This is a genomic window from Achromobacter sp. SX5 (genome assembly GCF_056711425.1).
Map to the genome: position 1 here is coordinate 3,867,242 of NZ_CM160041.1, position 17,503 is coordinate 3,884,744.

General features: G+C 67.9%; 15 protein-coding genes. 7 read left to right on the forward strand and 8 right to left on the reverse strand.

From position 1 onward, the window contains the following. Window positions 1-47 precede the first annotated feature (47 nt). Together AC1M14_RS18130 and msbA are read right to left on the reverse strand one after the other, a co-directional pair. Window positions 48-1,853: a monovalent cation:proton antiporter-2 (CPA2) family protein gene (locus AC1M14_RS18130; protein WP_102774574.1), complete on the reverse strand. Its 1,806-nt coding sequence runs from the start codon at window positions 1,851-1,853 to the stop codon at window positions 48-50. Window positions 1,854-1,947: 94 nt separating this feature from the next. Continuing rightward, window positions 1,948-3,723 (reverse strand): lipid A export permease/ATP-binding protein MsbA, encoded by a 1,776-nt coding sequence (msbA, locus tag AC1M14_RS18135; RefSeq protein WP_102774575.1) that lies wholly within the window; start codon window positions 3,721-3,723, stop codon window positions 1,948-1,950. A 105-nt stretch (window positions 3,724-3,828) separates the two neighbouring features. On the opposite strand from msbA, the gene AC1M14_RS18140 reads away from it, so the two are divergent. From AC1M14_RS18140 to AC1M14_RS18150, 3 genes are read left to right on the forward strand one after another with little or no spacing between them, the layout of a single operon-like run. After that, complete coding sequence (locus AC1M14_RS18140; RefSeq protein WP_479730204.1) at window positions 3,829-4,797, forward strand: glycosyltransferase family 9 protein; 969 nt, start codon at window positions 3,829-3,831, stop codon at window positions 4,795-4,797. Window positions 4,798-4,812: 15 nt separating this feature from the next. Then, window positions 4,813-5,577: a YdcF family protein gene (locus AC1M14_RS18145; RefSeq protein WP_102774577.1), complete on the forward strand. Its 765-nt coding sequence runs from the start codon at window positions 4,813-4,815 to the stop codon at window positions 5,575-5,577. After that, a complete protein-coding gene (locus AC1M14_RS18150) occupies window positions 5,568-5,849 on the forward strand; it encodes a YkgJ family cysteine cluster protein (RefSeq protein WP_102774578.1) in 282 nt (93 codons plus the stop codon). Before AC1M14_RS18145 ends, AC1M14_RS18150 begins: the two co-directional genes overlap by 10 nt. A gap of 58 nt (window positions 5,850-5,907) precedes the next feature. Here AC1M14_RS18150 and AC1M14_RS18155 read toward each other — a convergent pair whose 3' ends face one another. Further along, window positions 5,908-7,230, reverse strand: coding sequence for a sigma-54-dependent transcriptional regulator (locus tag AC1M14_RS18155; RefSeq protein WP_479730205.1), 1,323 nt, complete (start codon window positions 7,228-7,230; stop codon window positions 5,908-5,910). After that, window positions 7,223-8,614, reverse strand: coding sequence for a sensor histidine kinase (locus AC1M14_RS18160; RefSeq protein ID WP_102774580.1), 1,392 nt, complete (start codon window positions 8,612-8,614; stop codon window positions 7,223-7,225). Before AC1M14_RS18160 ends, AC1M14_RS18155 begins: the two co-directional genes overlap by 8 nt. Window positions 8,615-8,958: 344 nt before the next feature. Between AC1M14_RS18160 and AC1M14_RS18165 the strand changes: the two genes are divergently transcribed. The 3 genes from AC1M14_RS18165 (at window position 8,959) to AC1M14_RS18175 (ending at window position 11,494) form a co-directional block, all read left to right on the forward strand. After that, on the forward strand, window positions 8,959-9,444 hold the full coding sequence (locus AC1M14_RS18165; RefSeq protein WP_246842553.1) for a tripartite tricarboxylate transporter TctB family protein: 486 nt from the start codon (window positions 8,959-8,961) through the stop codon (window positions 9,442-9,444). A gap of 3 nt (window positions 9,445-9,447) precedes the next feature. Then, a complete protein-coding gene (locus tag AC1M14_RS18170) occupies window positions 9,448-10,965 on the forward strand; it encodes a tripartite tricarboxylate transporter permease (protein ID WP_209166512.1) in 1,518 nt (505 codons plus the stop codon). Between the two features lie 106 nt (window positions 10,966-11,071). Further along, entirely contained in the window at window positions 11,072-11,494 is a 423-nt protein-coding gene (locus AC1M14_RS18175; protein ID WP_111827085.1) for a hypothetical protein, read from the forward strand. Between the two features lie 24 nt (window positions 11,495-11,518). Here the strand turns inward: AC1M14_RS18175 and AC1M14_RS18180 are convergent, their stop codons facing one another. Together AC1M14_RS18180 and AC1M14_RS18185 are read right to left on the reverse strand one after the other, a co-directional pair. Then, complete coding sequence (locus tag AC1M14_RS18180; RefSeq protein WP_111827073.1) at window positions 11,519-12,994, reverse strand: DUF1254 domain-containing protein; 1,476 nt, start codon at window positions 12,992-12,994, stop codon at window positions 11,519-11,521. A 53-nt stretch (window positions 12,995-13,047) separates the two neighbouring features. Beyond that, window positions 13,048-14,514 carry a DUF1254 domain-containing protein gene (locus AC1M14_RS18185; protein ID WP_479730206.1) on the reverse strand — a complete coding sequence of 489 codons (1,467 nt, stop codon included), beginning with the start codon at window positions 14,512-14,514 and terminating at the stop codon, window positions 13,048-13,050. A 151-nt stretch (window positions 14,515-14,665) separates the two neighbouring features. Here AC1M14_RS18185 and AC1M14_RS18190 point away from each other — a divergent pair, with 151 nt between their 5' ends. Then, window positions 14,666-15,580, forward strand: coding sequence for a helix-turn-helix domain-containing protein (locus tag AC1M14_RS18190; protein WP_111827071.1), 915 nt, complete (start codon window positions 14,666-14,668; stop codon window positions 15,578-15,580). Window positions 15,581-15,598: 18 nt separating this feature from the next. On the opposite strand, the gene AC1M14_RS18195 is transcribed toward AC1M14_RS18190, so the two are convergent. Further along, window positions 15,599-16,750: a glycosyltransferase family 4 protein gene (locus tag AC1M14_RS18195; RefSeq protein WP_479730207.1), complete on the reverse strand. Its 1,152-nt coding sequence runs from the start codon at window positions 16,748-16,750 to the stop codon at window positions 15,599-15,601. Further along, window positions 16,725-17,450: a polysaccharide deacetylase family protein gene (locus tag AC1M14_RS18200; RefSeq protein ID WP_102774584.1), complete on the reverse strand. Its 726-nt coding sequence runs from the start codon at window positions 17,448-17,450 to the stop codon at window positions 16,725-16,727. The genes AC1M14_RS18195 and AC1M14_RS18200 overlap by 26 nt, the downstream gene beginning before the upstream one ends. Between the last annotated feature and the right edge of the window lie 53 nt (window positions 17,451-17,503).

Below are 17,503 nucleotides of genomic sequence, written 5' to 3' on the forward strand. Positions count from 1 at the left end.
CGCATGAAATGATGCGTAACGTAACGCATATAAAAGGAAATAGTGATTCATGCCGTGGGCGTGGACGGGGCGGCGCCGGTTTCGCGGTCGGGTTTGTCGTTGCGGCCGTCGGCCGGCGCGCTCATGTTGCCGTACAGCAGCGAGCGGCCGGCGAACAGGCCGCCGGCCACTTCCAGCTCGAAGCGGTCGGTGTCGCGCCTGCGCACGTCCTGGACCACCTCGGCGGCCTCGTCGGGCGGCACCCCGACCGCCCGCAGCGCGGCCTCGCCGAAGACCAGCGCCGATTCCAGGGTCTCGCGCACCTGGTAATCCACCCCCTCCTTGGCCAGCGCCAGCGAATGGATACGGTCGTAGGCGCGCACCACCACCTTCACCAGCGGGAATTCCGCCTTGACCAGCTTGACCATGTGGCTGATCGAGACCGGGTTGTCGATGCAGATCAGGATGACCTGGGCGTTCTCCGCGCCCGCGGTGCGCAGCATGTCGACCCGGGTGCCGTCGCCGTAGTACACCTTGACGCCCCATTTGGCGGCCGCCCGGATGGCGTCGGTGTCGGTGTCCAGGATGGACACCTTGAGGCCGCGCGCCAGCATGGCCTGGGTCACGATCTGGCCGAAGCGCCCGAAACCCACGATCAGCACGCAGCCGTCCAGGTCCTTGGCCACGTCCACGCCTTCCATGGACGGCGCCGGCTTGGGCAGCAGCCAGCGCAGCGCCAGCACGCACAAGGGCGTCAAGGCCATGGAGATGATGACGACCGCCGTCAGCACGGCGCCGGTATGCGCGTCGAAGATGCCGGCCGCGGCCGCCGCCCCGTACAGCACGAAGGCGAATTCGCCGCCCTGGGCCAGCAGGGCGCTGCGGGTGACCGCCTCGGCATGGCTGGCGCGCAGGGCCCGCGCCACCGCGTACACGCCCAGCGACTTCACCAGCATGAAGACCGCCACCGCCGCCAGGATCAGGGGCCATTCGCGCGCCACGGCGGCCAGGTCCAGCGACATGCCCACGCCCAGGAAGAACAGCCCCAGCAGAATGCCGCGGAACGGCTCGATCTCGGCCTCGAGCTGGTGGCGGAAGGTGGATTCCGACAGCAGCACCCCGGCCAGGAAGGCGCCCATGGCCATGGACAGCCCGCCCAGTTCCATGAGCAGCGCCGCCCCCAGCACCACCAGGAGCGCGGCCGCGGTCATGACCTCGCGCGCGTGCGCGGCCGCCAGCAGGCGGAACAGCGGATTGAGCAGCCAGCGGCCCGCCGCCAGCAGCGCCAGGATGCAGCCCATGGCGATGGCGGCCTGCAGCCACGGGTCGCCCTGCTCGGCGCCGCCGGCCGGCGCCAGCAGGCTGGCCAGGGCCAGCAGCGGCACGATGGCCAGGTCTTCGAGCAGCAGGATGGACACGATGCGCTGGCCCTGCGCGCTGGCGGTCTCGCCGCGCTCGCCCAGGATCTGCATGACGATGGCGGTGGACGACAGCACGAAACCCATCGCCGCCATGAAGGCGGCCGGCCCGGACAGCCCGGCCAGCAGGCCGACGCCGGTCAGCAGCGCGCCGCAGGCCAGCACCTGCGCCACGCCCAGGCCGAAGATTTCGCCGCGCAGCTTCCACAGGCGCGAGGGCTGCATTTCCAGCCCGATGATGAAGAGGAACATGACCACGCCGAGTTCGGCGACGTGGAGGATGGATTTGGGATCGGAGAAAAAGCCCAGCCCGAACGGGCCGATCACCAGGCCGGCGGCCAGGTAGCCCAGGACGGAGCCCAGGCCCAGCCGCTTGAACAAGGGAACCGCCACCACGGCAGCCCCCAACAGGACGACGACGTTGACGAGCTGATTGCCGTCGGAAGGCAGGGACATGGAGCGCTCCTGGGTGTACCTAGCGGCAATTTTCCGGCTATCCCGCGGATTGGCAATCCGGAAATGCGACAGGAAGCGAACGCCCCCTGCCGCTTCAGTCTTCCCGGAACTGCATCTTGTAGAGCGAGGCGTACAGGCCGTTGGCCGCCAGCAGCTCGGCGTGCGCGCCCTGCTCCACGATCTTGCCGGCGTCCAGCACGATGATGCGGTCGGCGTTCTGCACCGTCGACAGGCGGTGGGCGATGACCAGCGTGGTGCGGCCCTTCATGAGGCGCTCCAGCGAAGCCTGGACCTGGCGCTCGGATTCGTTGTCGAGGGCGGAGGTGGCCTCGTCCAGGATCAGGATGGGCGCGTTCTTGATCAGCGCCCGGGCGATCGCCAGGCGCTGGCGCTGGCCGCCCGACAGGCGCGCGGCGTTCTCGCCCACCGGCGTGTTCAGGCCCTGCGGCAGGCCCTCGACGAACTCCAGCAGGTTGGCGGCCGCCAGGGCGTCGCGCACCTTCTGTTCGCTGGAGTTGCCCAACGCGCCGTAGCCGACGTTGGCGGCGATGGAGTCGTCGAACAGCACCACGTCCTGGCTGACCAGCGACAGGTGCGAACGCAGGCTGCGCAGCGTCAGCTCGCCGATGGGCACGTCGTCGACCAGGATCTGGCCGCTGTCGGCCAGCACGAAGCGCGGCAGCATGTTGACCAGCGTGGTCTTGCCGCTGCCGGAGCGCCCCACCAGGGCCACGGTCTGGCCGGGTTCGACCACGAAGGACACGTCGTTGACGGTGTCGCGGTCGGCGTCCGGGAAGCGGTGCGACACGGCGCGGAACTCGACCTTGCCGCGCACCGGCTCGGCCAGGGTGCGGGTGCCGGTATCGCCTTCGGGCGTCTGGTCGATCAGGGTGAACACGCTTTCGGCCGACACCAGCATCTTCTGCATGCGCGCGGCCACGTTGGTCAGGCGCTTGATGGGGTCGAAGATCTGGGCCAGCGCGGCCATGAACGAGGCGAAGCTGCCCACGGTGAGCGCGCCGCTGTTGGCCTGGCTCAGCGCCACCGCGATGACCGCGCCGACCGAGATCGAAATGCAGACCTGGGTCAGCGGCGTCAGCGCGGCGTCGGCCGTGGCGGTGCGCATGGCGAAGCGGCGCAGGCGGCGGTTGACGAAGTCGAAGCGTCCGCGCTCGACCTCGTAGCCGTCGAACAGCTTGATGACGCGCTGGCCGTCGATGCCCTCGCCGACCACGCGGGTCAGCTCGGCGTTCATGTTGACGGTTTCGCGGTTGATGCGGCGCAGGCGCTGGATGAAGAAGCGCGAGATCAGCACCGAGACGGGCAGCATGATCAGGATGATGAGCGTCAGCACCCAGGACATGTACAGCAGCACGCAGATCAGCGCGACCACCACCAGGGTCTCGCGCACCAGCACCGTGATGACGTCGGTGGCGTAGCCGGTGACGTTGCCGGCGTCGATGGTGAAGCGGTTGAGCAGGCGGCCGGTGTCGCCCTGCTTGAAATCGGCGTCCGGCAGGCCCAGCAGGCGCTCGAACATGTCGCGCCGCATGCCCAGCAGCACGTTGTTGGCGACCCACGCCAGCAGGTAGTCGCTGAAGAAGTTGCAGATGCCGCGCAGCAGGATCAGGCCGATCACCGCCAGCGGCAGCGCCCAGACGTAGTAGGGCTTGGCCCCCGAAAAGCCGCCGTCGAGCAAGGGCTTCATGATGACGGCCAGGACGGGCTGGGTGGCGGCCGCGCCCGCCATCAGCAGGATGGCCAGCAGCAAGCCCTTCCAGTAAGAGCCCACGCGGCTGTAGATCCGCCTCCAGAGTTCGGCTTTGACAGGCTGGGAGCCCGCGGGCGCATGGCGTGCGGCAGAATTCAAAGGGATCACTCGCTTTTATACAATTGTGGCGAGAATTGTACCGGCTGCGCGCACACGCGCCGCCGGTTGCGCCCCGCTTAGCCCTAACGCGCCCTGCGCCCCTCCATGTCCGATATCAGTTGTTTGTACGTCCGGCTGCCCAATTGGGTGGGCGATGTCTGCATGAGCCTGCCCAGCCTGCGCGCCCTGCACGCCAGCGGGCTGCCCCTGGTGATCTGCGCCCGCCCGTGGGCGCGCGACCTGCTCGACGGGGTGGCCAAGCAGGATTTCATCCCGATGCGGGGCAAGGTCGGCCCCGACCGCGCCGCCGTCAGCGCCCACCGGCGCGCCCTGGGCGCCCAGGGCCGGCATGCCCGCGGCCTGCTGCTGCCGGATTCGCTGTCCAGCGCCCTGGTGTTCCGGCTGGCCGGCCTGCCCTCGGCGGGCTACCGCGACGACGGCCGCAGCTTCCTGCTGCGCTGGCCGGTGACCAAGCCCGACGACTCCCTGCACGCGGTCCAGTCCTGGCATTACCTGACCCGCGAGGCCCTGAAGCGCTGGGGCCTGCCCGCCGGCCCGGCCGATCCGGGTCCGATCCTGGACCTGCCCCTGACCGCCGCGCACCGCGAGGCCGCCGCCCAGGCCCTGGAAGCCGCCGGGCTGGCCGGCCGCCGCTTCGTCCTGATCGCGCCCACCGCCACCGGCCTGCACAAGGGCAGGATCAAGGTCTGGCCGGGATTCGATACACTTACCCGCGCCCTCCAGGCCGAGGGCCATACCGTGGTAATGTGCCCCCCTCCGGCCGAAACCGAGGAGGCCCGGCGCAATGCCCCGACGGCGCAATTGCTGCCGCCGCTGTCCCTGGGCGCCTTCGCGGCGCTGACGGCCAGCGCGGCGTTGGTGATTTGCAACGATTCGGGCGTGTCCCACGTCGCCGCGGCCGCCGCCGCGCGGGAGCTGACCCTGTTCGGCGTGACCCGGCCGGGACGCACCGGCCCGTGGTCGCCGCGGGCAGTCTGCCTCGGCACGGACAACGCCTGGCCGTCGGTCGAGCAAGCCGTGCAGCAAGCCACAAGCCTGCTGCACGAGACGTAGTAATCAGGACTGTAAATGCCTCTTTCGAGTTATCTCGCGAATCTGATCATCCCAGCCAACCTGTGCATGGCCCTGGTCGCCGTGGGCCTGGTGCTGGGCCTGTTCCGGCTGCGCAAGACCGGCGGCGCGCTGATCGCGGCCGGCCTGCTGTGGGCGCTGGCCTGGTCGCTGCCGGCGACCTCGCTATGGCTGGGCGGCGCGCTGGAATCCCGCTACCCGCACCTGCCGCCCGAGCAATCCCCCACCGCCGACGCCATCGTGGTGCTGGGCGGCAACACCGCCAACGGCCGCGCCAACTGGTTCCTGCCCTACGACAAAAGCACGGCCATCGTGCGCATCGACACGGCCGCCGAACTCTATCTGGCCGGCCGCGCGCCCAAGGTGCTGCTGTCCGGCGGCGCGCTCGAGGGCGACGTGAGCGAAGCCCGCGGCATGGCCCACAACATCCGCCAGCAGGGCGTGCCGGAATCGGCGCTGATCCTGGAGAACTCCAGCCGCACCACCTACGAGAACGCCGCGCTCACCGAAGACAAGCTCAAGGCCCGCGGCATCGGCAAGATCCTGCTGGTGACCTCGGCGCTGCACATGCCGCGCGCCATGGCGGCCTTCTCCAAGCAGGGCGTGCAGGCCATCGCCGCCCCCACCCCGCCGCAGATCGTGGCGCCGGCCGACGGCTCGCTGCCGCTGTGGCTGCCCGACCAGCGCACGTTCGACGCCAGCCGCTCCATCATCAAGGAATACGCGGGCCTGTTCGTCTACTGGCTGCGCGGATGGGTCTGAGCGCGGCCCCGCTGGACTGCCGGCCCGGCTGCGGCGCCTGCTGCATCGCGCCGTCCATCACCCGCCCGATTCCCGGCATGCCCCAGGGCAAGCCGGCCGGCGTGCCCTGCGTCCAGCTGCTGCCGGACATGCGCTGCGCCATCTTCGGCCAGCCGTCGCGCCCGGATTTCTGCGGCGGCCTGCAGCCCCAGGCGGAGATGTGCGGCGCCGATCGAGAGCATGCGATCCGTTGGCTGGGGGAGTTGGAGCGAGCGACCCGGCCGGGGGGGTGATGGGTTTCGCGCGCTGAACAGTGGGTTCTTGTTCAGGAAATCTCGCGCTGCACCCAGCCTACGGTTCCTCCGTTTCCGCGTCCTGGGACGCTCGCGTGCGGAGTTTCTTCCAGAGCGTGGTTCTGGATATTCCCAGCCGTTTCGCCGCCAGGCCCATATGCCCGCCCGACTCGGAGATGGCCTGCTGGATGGCGCGCTGTTCGGCGTCCAGGCGGGTGACGGCCAGCACCGGGCTCTCGTCATTGAGTTTTCTTTCGGGAAACAGGTCGCTGGCCGACAGCGTGCGGCGGTCGGCCATGACGATGGCGCGGGCGATACGGTTGCGCATTTCGCGGATGTTGCCGGGCCAGTCGTGGGCGGCCAGGGCGGCGAGCGCGTCGTCGGCGAGCCGGACGTCGGCGGCGTTCTGTTCGCCCAGGATGGCCTGGGCCAGCGCGGCGAGCGCGCCCGGACGGTTTCTCAGCGGCGGCAGCGCGACGCGGGCGACGGCCAGCCGGTAGAACAGGTCGGCGCGCATGGCGCCCTGCGCCAGCGCCGCGTCGAGATCGCCGCAGGTGCTGGCCAGGATGCGGCAGTCGGCCCGGCGGCTGCCGGATTCGCCCAGCGGCCGGTATTCCCCGTTTTCCAGCACCCGCAGCAGGACGGCCTGCGCCTTGGGGCTGAGTTCGGCGATCTCGTCCAGATACAGCGTGCCGCCCGAAGCCTGCGAAAACAGGCCTTCGCGGGCCGCGCTGGCGCCGCTGAACGCGCCTCTGGCATGGCCGAACAGCTCGCTTTCGACCAGGTCGGAGGCCAGGGCGGCGCAATTGACGGCGACGAACGGCCCCGCGGCCTGCGCGGAGCGCCAATGGCAATAGCGGGCCGCGCGGTCCTTGCCTGCGCCGGTTTCGCCTTCGAACAGTATCGGCAGCGCGCTCGGGGCCAGGCGTTCGAGTTCCTGCGCCAGCGCCGCCGTCGAATTGTCCAGGGCGAACGGGTTCTCCAATACCTGCGCGCCGGCGCTGTCGGGCTGCGCGGCCAGCACCGCGCGGATGCGCGCAATCAGCGTGTCGGCGTCGTACGGCTTGGTCAGGTAATCGTTGGCGCCGGCCGCGACCAGGCGCACGGCCTGGGCGATATCGCCATAGGCGGTCGCGAACACCACGGTGGTCTGCGCCAGGTACGGAATCAGGCGGCGGTACAGGTCCTCGCCCGAGCCGTCCGGCAGGCGGATGTCGGCCAGCACGAACGCCGGCCGGATGCGCGTGCGGCGGAAAATCTCCACGGCCTGCGCGCAGCTCTGCACCCACTGGGCGGCGATGCCTTCGAGCCGCAGGCGCTGCAGCAAGGCGCCGCCCAGCACCATGTCGTCCTCGATCAGCAGAACCTGGATGTCATTCACCACGGGCCTCCGGCGGTAAAAAGGGAAGGCGCACCGAAATGCGCGTGCCGGCGCGATGCCGCGTCACGCGCAGGCGCGCCTGCATGGTTTTGATGAGATCGGCGGACACCCGAAGGCCGATGCCGTCGCCGCCGGCCTGGCCGCCCCGCAAGGCCTGCATGGCGCAGGCGGGCAGGCCGGCGCCGCCATCGCAAACGTGCAGCGCGAGCGCCTGGCCGCGCGCCCGCGCGCAGACCCGCACCTGCGCGCCCGCGGGCGAGGCCGCGATGGCGTTCAGCACCAGGTTGAGCAGCAGCTGGCGCACGGTCGCGGCGGGCAGCGGCAAGGTCGCCGCCGCGTCCATCCCGTCGCAATGCAGCGCGACGCCGACGCCGCGATTGTCCGCCTGCGCGCTGACCAGCAGGCGTATGTCGGCGATGTCCTCGGCGCGCAGCAGCGCTTCGCCGGGGCGGAAGGTGCGCAGGCTCGCGTCGACCACGGCCTGCAGGGCCTGCACGCCGCGCTCGATGAAATCCAGCGACTCGTCGCGCACCTCGCGGCGTTCGCCGAACTGCCTGAGCGTCTGGACCGCGGTGCGCAGGCCGCCCAGCGGATTGCGCACTTCGTGCGCCAGCGCCGCCGACATGCGGCCAAGCACGGCTTCGCGTTCCAGGCGCGCCTGCCTTTGCGCCAGCGCTTCGCGCTCGCGCGCGCTCTGCGCCATCCAGTTGTAGGCCGCGATGAGTTCGGCCAGCTCCGGGTCCGTGGTGCGCAAGGCCATGGTCTGCGGCCGGTCCGCGCGCGCGGCGCGCAGCGCCTGGGTCAGCGAGGTGATGGGCCGCTGCAGGCGCCGCGCCATGCCGTAGCAGACCAGCGCGCCGAGCAGGCTGACGACCAGGCCGACCAGCACCAGCTCCAGGGCCAGCTCGGCGCGCTGCCGCTGGAAGTCGCCGACGTCCAGGTTGGCGACGAGGCTGCCGAGCTGCGGCCGTTCGGCGTCGAGCAGCCGCCAGGTCCACACGCCATTGGCGCCGGCGCCGAGCAAGGCGCCCGCAGGCTGCGCGATCGAGGCCAGCGGCACCGGCTCGACTTCCGGATAGCGGGCGACGTGGGCAAGCACGCGCTGGCCGGGCGCCACGACGGCGAGCGTCCTGTCGACCACGCCCAGGTGCGTGTCCAGCGCGCGGTTGAGCACCTCCACCATCTGGTCCGCGTCATTGGCCAGCACCGCCGGCAGGACCGCCGCCGAGAGTCCGTCCAGATACACCTGGCCGAGATTGTCGATCTGGCGGTCGAACTGGCGCGACAGGCCGTGCAGGGCCAGCGAGATGAGCGCGGCCGAGATCACGAGAAAAAGCAGCGAGACCGCGAGCGGAATTCTGGTGGTGAGCGGCAGGCGAAGCATGGCGGGCAGCGGCGAACGACGAAACAGGGATTATGCCGCGCCCGCAATGGCCCTTGGACATGCAAGTTTTGGCAAGCGGGACGGCGCCCGGCAAATCCCGTGCCAGCAGCGGCGCCGGCCCGTGCGCGGGCCGTGCTTGTTCACTTTCGTGAACATCGCGATGTTCACGATGTTCACGGGCGGCAACACGGCGTCGCGCCCCGCTTTCCCATTCATGGTTATCCCGGATTTTTCCGTCTGTTTGCTGAAAGCGAATTGGAAGCCGGTCTTCCTAAAGTGCCGACTACTCGGGCATGCACGGCTGCACGCCGGAGCATGTCGTCAACAAAAAAGGGGAGCACGCTGTGGGCAGCACCATATTTTCCAGAAAGCGCGATCTGTGGGGAGGCGCGTTCATCGCGCTCTGCGGCGCGCTGACCATACTCGAAGCCACTTCATACAGCATCGGCGAACTGGCCCGCATGGGGCCGGGATACTTTCCATTCCTGGTGGGATGTTTCCTGGTCGCGCTGGGCTTGCTGATTCCGCTCGCGCCCGATCCCGACGAGCTCCAGGAAGACCTGGTCAACGACCATCTGCCGCAGCCTGCGCGGCGCGACCGTATCCGCGGCATGGCATGCATCGCCGCCGGCATCGCGCTGTTCATCGTGCTGGGCAGCTACCTGGGCTTTCTGCCGGCCACGTTCGCGCTGGTGTTCGTCTCGGCGATGGGAGACACGTCGAACTCGGTCAAATCGGCCGCCATACTGGCCACGGCGATGACGGTCTTCGGCGCCATCGTGTTTTCCTGGGGGCTGCAGCTGCAGTTCCCGATGCTGCGCTGGGGTTGAGCCATGGATCTATTCGACAACGTATTGCAAGGGTTTTCCGTCGCCTTTCAGTGGAACAACCTGCTGTGGTCCCTGTTCGGCGTGTTCATGGGCAACATGATCGGCGTGCTGCCGGGCATGGGCGTGCTCGCCGCCATTTCCATCCTGCTGCCGCTCACTTACGCCATGACGCCGGTCGCGGCGCTCATGATGCTGGCCGGCATCTATTACGGCGCGCAGTACGGCGGGGGCATCACCTGCATACTGCTGAACCTGCCGGGCACGCCTTCGCACGCCGTCACCTGTCTGGACGGCAACCCGCTGGCGCGCAAGGGCAAATCGGGATCGGCCCTGTTCATGCTGGTCATGGCTTCCTTCGTCGGCGCCAGCGCCGGCATCGTGGTCATGATCCTGTTCTCGCCGCTGCTGGTCGAAGTGGCTTTCAAGTTCGGGCCGGCCGAGTATTTCTCGATGATGATGCTGGGCCTGTTCGCCGGCGCGACGCTGGCCAAGGGGTCCGCGGTCAAGGGCGTGGCCATGGTGTTCCTGGGCCTGCTGCTGGGCGTGGTGGGCACCGACGTCAACACCGGCACCATCCGCTACGCTTTCAACGTGATCGAACTCAGCGACGGCATACAGCTGGTGGCGCTGGCGATGGGGCTGTTCGGCCTGGCGGACTTCTTCGCCAACGTCAACCGCATCGGCAAGGCGACCACCGTGGGCACCCAGGTCAAGATGTCGGTGCGGCCCGAACCTGGCGACATCCGGCAATCGGCCATGCCGGTGGTGCGCGGCAGCGCCATCGGCGCCGTGCTGGGCATACTTCCCGGCACCGGCGCGACCATCGCCTCGTTCATGTCCTACGCCATCGAGAAGCGCGTGTCCAAGACGCCGCAGCGCTTCGGCAACGGCGCCATCGAAGGGATCGCGGGACCGGAAGCGGCGAACAACTCGGCCGCGCAGACCAGCTTCATTCCCACCATGAGCCTGGGGATTCCGGGCGACTCCGTCATGGCGCTGATGCTGGGCGCGCTGATCATCCACGGCATACAGCCCGGCCCGCAGATGGTGACCGAGCACGCCGACCTGTTCTGGGGCCTGATCGCCAGCTTCTGGATCGGCAACGTGCTGCTGGTGGTCATGAACCTGCCGCTGATCGGCATGTGGGCGCGCCTGCTGAAGGTGCCGTACAAGTACCTGTTTCCGTCGGCGCTGTTCTTCGTGTGCGTCGGGGTGTACAGCACCAACAACGCGCTCTTCGACGTGGGCATGGTGCTTGCCCTGGGCCTGGTCGGCTATCTGTTCCTCAAGCTGCGCTTCTCCCCTGCCCCCCTGCTGCTGGGCTTCGTGCTCGGGCCGATGGTCGAGGAGAATTTCCGCCGGGCGCTGCTGCTGTCGCGCGGGGACATGGCCATTTTCGTGGACCGCCCCATCAGCGCGGGCTTCATCTATGCCATCGGCGCGCTCGCGGTCTGGCTGATCTTTTCGGCCGTGCGCGACAAGAAGCGGGTGCGCGCGCTGGAGGCGGCGCAGGCCCGCTAGCCTCGGCAGGCCGGCGCGCAAGGGCCTGCCCGGCGCTTGCGCGCCTTGTTCTCGGGAGAAAGTCGTGGGGATTTCCGCCATCGCAAGGCCGCGCGAACAGGTCCTGATGCGCAGATTGCCATTCATCGAGTTCATGGAGCTGCTCGAATTCAGCCATCTGCGGTTCGAGCCGCCCGAGCCCGCCGCGGGCGCCGCGCTGCTCGGCACGCTGGAATGGCGCAACGGTCCGCAGCACGACGCCGGCGACGCCTCCGGCATCTATGTCTGCAGCACACTGGAGGCCCTGCGCGATGCGGTACTGAGCCCTGAGGCCGCGGAAATCCATATCGACAGCCCGGCGCGCGGCCGCATCCGCCTGCGCGCGATCGCCCGGCATCGTTCCGCCGCCGCCAGGCCGCCCTGCATACGCGTGGACCTGAGCGCCCTGATCCGCCGCGTGCTGGTCCCGGCCGCCGCGCCCGCGCATCTGTACGACCTGGTGCGCCACGTGGTCATGACGCGGCTGTGGGTCGAGGTGGCGCGGGTGTAGCCGTCTTTTCCGCGGGACGGGACTTCACTTCACCTTGACCACGTCATCCGGCTTCCAGGTCTGGTCGTAGAAGGCATCTTCGGCGCCATACAGCCGCAGCGTGACCAGGAAATTGCGCCCCGGGATGGTCTTGATGAAGGCCGCGTCCACCACGTCCGCCGGCTTCTCCGGGCCGAACCAGATCTCTATCGAACCGTCCTTCTGCTTGGGAATGTCGTAGTAGCCATTCGTCGAAGGCATCAGCTGGTCGGTCTCGGGCATGGTGCCGTCGGTGACGTTGTACGCCGTGACCGCCCAGAACAGCGCGGCCGGGGCATCGGGCGGCAGGCGCAGCTTGTAAGTGCCGGCGCCCGTCAGGAATGCGCCAGTGGCGTCGCGTGTCGTGAAGGGATACTTGGAGCCGGCGCCGGTGGTGCGCATCACCATGGCCGGCGCCGATGAATAAGCGATCTGGAAGAACGTGGCGCGCTGGTTCACGTCCAGATAGCTGTCCTGGAACCATTCCGCCGTGGCGCCGGCCCAGGCGCGCTCCCATTGACGGTCCTTGTAATACAGTTGGCGCTGGTCTTCGCGGCCCAGTTGGCGCGTCGCCAGGATCATCTTCGGCGCCGTCTCAACCGCCTTTTTCAGCAGTTCCTGCTGGCGGGCGGTGGGCTTGAACGGCTGTCCCTTGACGATGCCGATGGAGGCCAGCACGCCGCGCAATTCCTGATCGATGGCGGCAACCGGTTCGTAGTCGACGAATTCCTTGAGCTTGGTCCAGTAGGCCTGATCGACGGGGTACATCATGTTGAGCGACTTGCCGGAGGCGTCGGGAAACTCCATCGGCTTGATGTCTTTTTCCACCGCCCACAAGGGGTAGACGCGCGTGGTTTCGGCGGCCTTGACGGCGGGAGCCGGGTCCGGCTTGCCGTCGCCCTGGCCCATGATGGTGCGAAAGAACAGAAAAACGTTATAGGTCGGGGACTTGACCACGAAATAGCTGGAGGGCACATGGCCGTCGTAGTCCGGCGGCAGCAACAGATACAGGCCGCCGCGCGCGCGGTCCGGACCCACGGCGCCCACGTCGGTGAGGGTGCGCTGGAAGAAATCGGTGAACATACCGATGACGTTGGCGGGCGCCTTCACCACCAGCGGTCCGGTCTTTTTCAAATCCAGGTAGCTCATCGAATAGATCACGTCGGCGTTCGGCGTGGGCACCATGGCGCGGGCGTCCATGCGCTTTTTCCAGATCGGCAGCACGTTGTAGCCGGCGCCGAAGGCCTTTTCCGAGCCGTCGCGCATGCCGATCACGTTCAACGCCGGCAGCATGGTCATGTAGGCATGGATGGCGCGTTGGTAATAAAGCTCGTCGCGCAAGCTTTCGGCCTCTTTCGTATCCAGCCAGTTGCCATTGTTCAGTTGCTGAACCAGGGGCGACATGGGAGGCTGGGGCTGCCCGAATACGGGCGCGGCCAGCAGCGTGCTGGCGATCAGGGTAAGTCGGGGCAATACCGGCATGATGCAACTCCGAAATGAGCAGCGGCCGCTATCGCGGCCGCAATGAAAAGTCCTTAATCGACCTGTTTGACGACCGGAGGCTTCCAGCTCCCGTCGAGAATCGCCTTTTCGCCCCAATAGGCGCGGATGTAGAGCGAAATCGGCTCGGTCGGTGACGGCAGCCAATTGGCCTCCTTATCCTTGCCCGGAGACTTGGGGCCGACGTAAATCGTCAACGACCCGTCCGGCCCGCGCACCAGATTCTTGTTCTTGGTGCCCAGCGAATAGCGGTTCAGGTCGTTGGGGCTGAACAAGTGATGCTTGTTGTAGAGGGTGAGGGACCAGAATCCCTTGACCGGCGGCAGTTGTCCCGGCGCGAAAGTGATTTCGTACCGGCGGCCGCCGTCCAGCACCGCTCCGGTGGAATCGAAGTCGGTATAAAAATACTGGGTCTCGTTGGGACGGTTGTCGAACATGTTCGACTTGGCCGTGCCGGTACGATTGAAGTAGTCCAGCCCGGTCTGGGCATTATTGACCGACCGGTTCCAGTTGTTGCCGGCCGGCGCGCCGTTATGCTTCCACTGGAAGAACGGGCCGATCACCTGCTCTTCGGTTTCCTTGGCGACCTGGACCAGCGCCTCCTTGATGGCCGGATCCTTGGCCGCGGCCGCCATCACCGAGCGGAACTGAGCGTACATGGCCTCTTCGCCGGGCAGCGGCGGCACCATGTCCAGCACCTGGCCGAACTGATCGAAGAACCGTTCGGGAACCACCCAGCGCGTTTCTCCCCCGCTGGCGCTGTCGGCGCCGGGATTGGGAATGTCGGGCGTGTTCTTCCAGTCGATCGATTTCATCTTGCCGTTGAAGTCCTTCAACGGATAGAAGACCACCTGGTTGATTTTCTTCTGAATGGCCTGCCGGTCCTGGTCGGCATCGTCCATGAAAATGCGCGGAATCGCATTGGCCAGGGTCGTCGGGCTGCGGATGATCGCCTGCACGCCGTCGGGCTCCTTGCCTTTCCAGTTCGGCCCCACCAGCAGATAGAAGCCGGGCTTGCTGTGGTAGGGCTTGCCCAGTTCGCCGAACTGGTTGGTGCGCTGGTCGTACAGCGCGTATACCCAGAAGCGGTCGCCGAAATCGGGCACCTGCACGATCACGGGCTCTTCATCCAGCGAGAAAAAGCCCAGGCCATAGACCACGTCCTGATTGGGACAGGTGACGAAGGTTTCCGCCGGAAGGATGTAGTCGTGTAGCATGCCGACCTGGCCGCGCGGCGCCGCGGGCAACACGCCGCCCAGCAGACCCGGATGGGGCGCCTTGGTGATGCGCGCGTTGCGGTTGAGCATGTTCACCATCGGCCACCCCCACACGTAGGCCATGCGGCCGACGGTCTTGGCGTACTCAGGATGCATGACGATGTCGGCCGACGGCAGGGCCAGCGCGGCGCGGCTCTGCTGTTCTTGCGGGGCGCCGAAAGCAGGCGCGGCGGCGACCGCGAAAATCAAACTGGCATAGGTGGCAATTGCGAACCCGCGCTTCATCTCGATACTCCTTTGAGTATTTGAACGCCAACTACCGCCTTGGGCTGCACGGGCCGCGGGTAGCGGTTCGGACGCTATTGTGCGTAGCGACAGGCATGCAAGTCCATGCTAATTTTGGCAATAATTCGCAGGCGACTTCCGAGGGCAAGCCATGGAACTGCAACGTTATGAATCGTTCGGAGAGTTCGAGGATGCGGTCGTCGATGTCGACCTGAAAGTGCGCCTGCTGGGCCCCCGGGACGGGAAATGGCGGCTTGGCCATGCGGACGTCGACGGCATCACCGTCCAGCAGGGAGTGGAAACCGTGCCCAATCTGTGCGAGGCGTCCGGATGGCCCACGCATCTGATGTTCCTGCTTTCCCCGGGCACGCCCGGCCCGACCTGGTTGAACGGGGTTCCGTTCGGCCCGGGCAAGGTGGGCATTCTGGCGCCCCGGCGAGGGTTCGTGTTCCGCGCGGCCGGGCCGAATGAGTGGACCACCATCGCCCTGCCCCTGACCTCGGATCTGTTACAAAAAGACAACGAAACAGGCAGCGTATTGCGCGCATGGTGCCGGTCGACGCGCATGCTGGACGCCACGCCGGCCGCGGTCCGCGCGCTGCAGCAGGCGGCGACGGTGGCCGCCCACGCATGCACCTCCCCCACTATCGGTCGGGCATTGATCGAGGACGCCATCGCGGGCCTGGTGGTTGCGCGCAGCCGGCAGCCGGCGCTCGGCCGCCCCGGCGCCTCGCCGCATGCGATGTGCGACGCCGCGCTGAGCCGCTTCGGCCTGATGGACGGCGGCGAACTGGACGCCGCCCGGCTCGCAGGCCTGCCCGTCGGCCCGCGATCGCTGAGAAGTTTCTTTCACAACTGCTTCGGCCTGGGCCCCAAGCAGTACCTGCATTTGAGACGGTTGCACGCGATCCACCAGGCCTTGCAGGACATGGGCGAGGGCTTGGCGTCCATCGCCGAGACCTTCGAGCGGCATGGCTACGTCTATTCTTCCTACACGCTGGCTCGGTATTGCGCCATTTTCGGAGAGCTGCCGTCGGCAACCCGCGCAAGACAGGCCAAGGCGTAGGCCGCCGGCCGCAGCGGTTCAGCAGCCGCGCTCGACCAGCACTTTTTCGTACAGCGCCTCGTAGCGCGCCGCCACCGCTTCCCAGCTCTGCTCGCAGGCGATCGCCAGGCCGCGCTCGGCCAGCGCGGCGCGCAGCTCGGGTTCGGAACCCAGGCGCTCCAGCGCCTGCGCCAGTTGCGCGCCGTCGCGCGGGTCCTGCAGGATGAGCGCGTCCTTGCCGGCCGACAGGTACTGCGCGAAGCCGCAGTACGCCGGCGAACTGACCACCACGGGCAGGCCGTGCGACATGGCTTCCAGCGGCGCCATGCCGTAGCTGTCGTTCAGCGTGGGATGAGCGTAGATGTCGGCCGCGCTGAAATAGCGCGCCACGTCGGGCGTGGGATCGATGAGCGTGACGCGGGCCGCGATGGCGCCGGCGGCGCGCACGCGGTCGCGGGTGGGCTGGTCGGCGCCCACCACCAGCAGCCGGTAGCGCGGCGGCAGCTGGCCCAGCGCGTCGAGCAGCGCCGGCAGCCCCTTGCGCAGCGGATTGCGCGCCACCAGCAGGCAGCCGATGGTGTCTGCGTCCCAGCCCAGGCTGGCGCGGGTTTCGTCGCGCCCCTGCTTTTGCTCGGCCGTGGGCAGCTTGACGCCCGGCGCGATGATGTCGACCGGCAGCTGCGGACCGTAGCTGCGGTGCAGCTGCTCCATGATGAGGCCGGACACCGCGACCACGCGGCGCGCCGGCGCCCTGCGCACGCGCAGTTTTTCCAGCAGCAGATAGGTGGCCAGGCGCGGGCTGAGCCAGGCGGCCACGCGCTGCAGCGGCCGGGCGCGGGTCAGGCGGTTGTAGCGCACGGGCGTGACATGCATGACCTGGATCTCGCCCGCCCAGCCGTTCATGTGCGAATGCACGATGTCGTAGCGCCCGCGGGTCAGCCGGTCGGCGCGCCAGGCGAAATACAGCACTCGCATCCAGCTGGGCAGCCAGACCGGAAAGCGCACCGGCAGGAAGGAAAACGGCAGGTCGCTATCGAAGTCGCGCGCCACCACGGAGACGTCGTGGCGCTGGCCGAGCACCCGCATCAGCTCCACGCCATAGGCTTCCGCGCCTCCGAAGCGATTGCCGAAGCGGTCGACCAGCAGCGCGATGCGTAGCCGCCGCTCAGCGGCGCCGGCGGGTGTCTTCATACCGGGTCAGACACTTCTGCAGGAATCGAACGATGTTGGTGGACCGCGCCACCGTCACCCGCGGCAGGCCGTAGGGATCGTCGCTGGCCGCCGCCAGGCCGCGCTGCGTGAGCGTGGCGTTGTCGTAGCCGGCCTCGCGCACCATGGCCCGGTGTTCCGGGCCGTGATCGCCGTAGGGATAGCAGAAGGCGGTGACCGGCGCGCCCAGCGCCTGTTCCAGTTCTTCCTTGGACTGGACGATCTGGCGCCGCGCCTCGTCGGGCGACATTTCGGGCAGATGCACGTGGTCCAGCGTGTGCGAGCCGACCTCGTTGCCGGCCTGCGCCCATTCCCGCATTTCGTTGACGGTCATGAGGGCCGAAAACGGAATGCCTTTTTGCAGGTCCCATACGTTGCCGCCGTCGAACTGGTGCGCCACGAAATAGTTGGTGGCGGTAAAGCCCAGCTCGCTCAGCACCGGCATCGCGTTGTGATGCACGTTGCGGTAGCCGTCGTCGAAGGTGATGCCGAATACCTTGCCCTGGCGCTCGCCGCGCACATAGGGCATGACGTCCCGCATCGACAGGCCGCGATAGCCCAGCCGGCGCATCCAGCGCATCTGGCGGGCGAAGCTGGCGGGGTGTACCGTCAGCCCGCGATACGGCGTGCCCTTGGGGTTGGGCTCGCCGATCTGGTGGTACATGAGTATGGGGATAGACATAGCCCGGAATTATACGGGGACACCACGGGAAAGAGGACGGGGCAGCGCCGGCT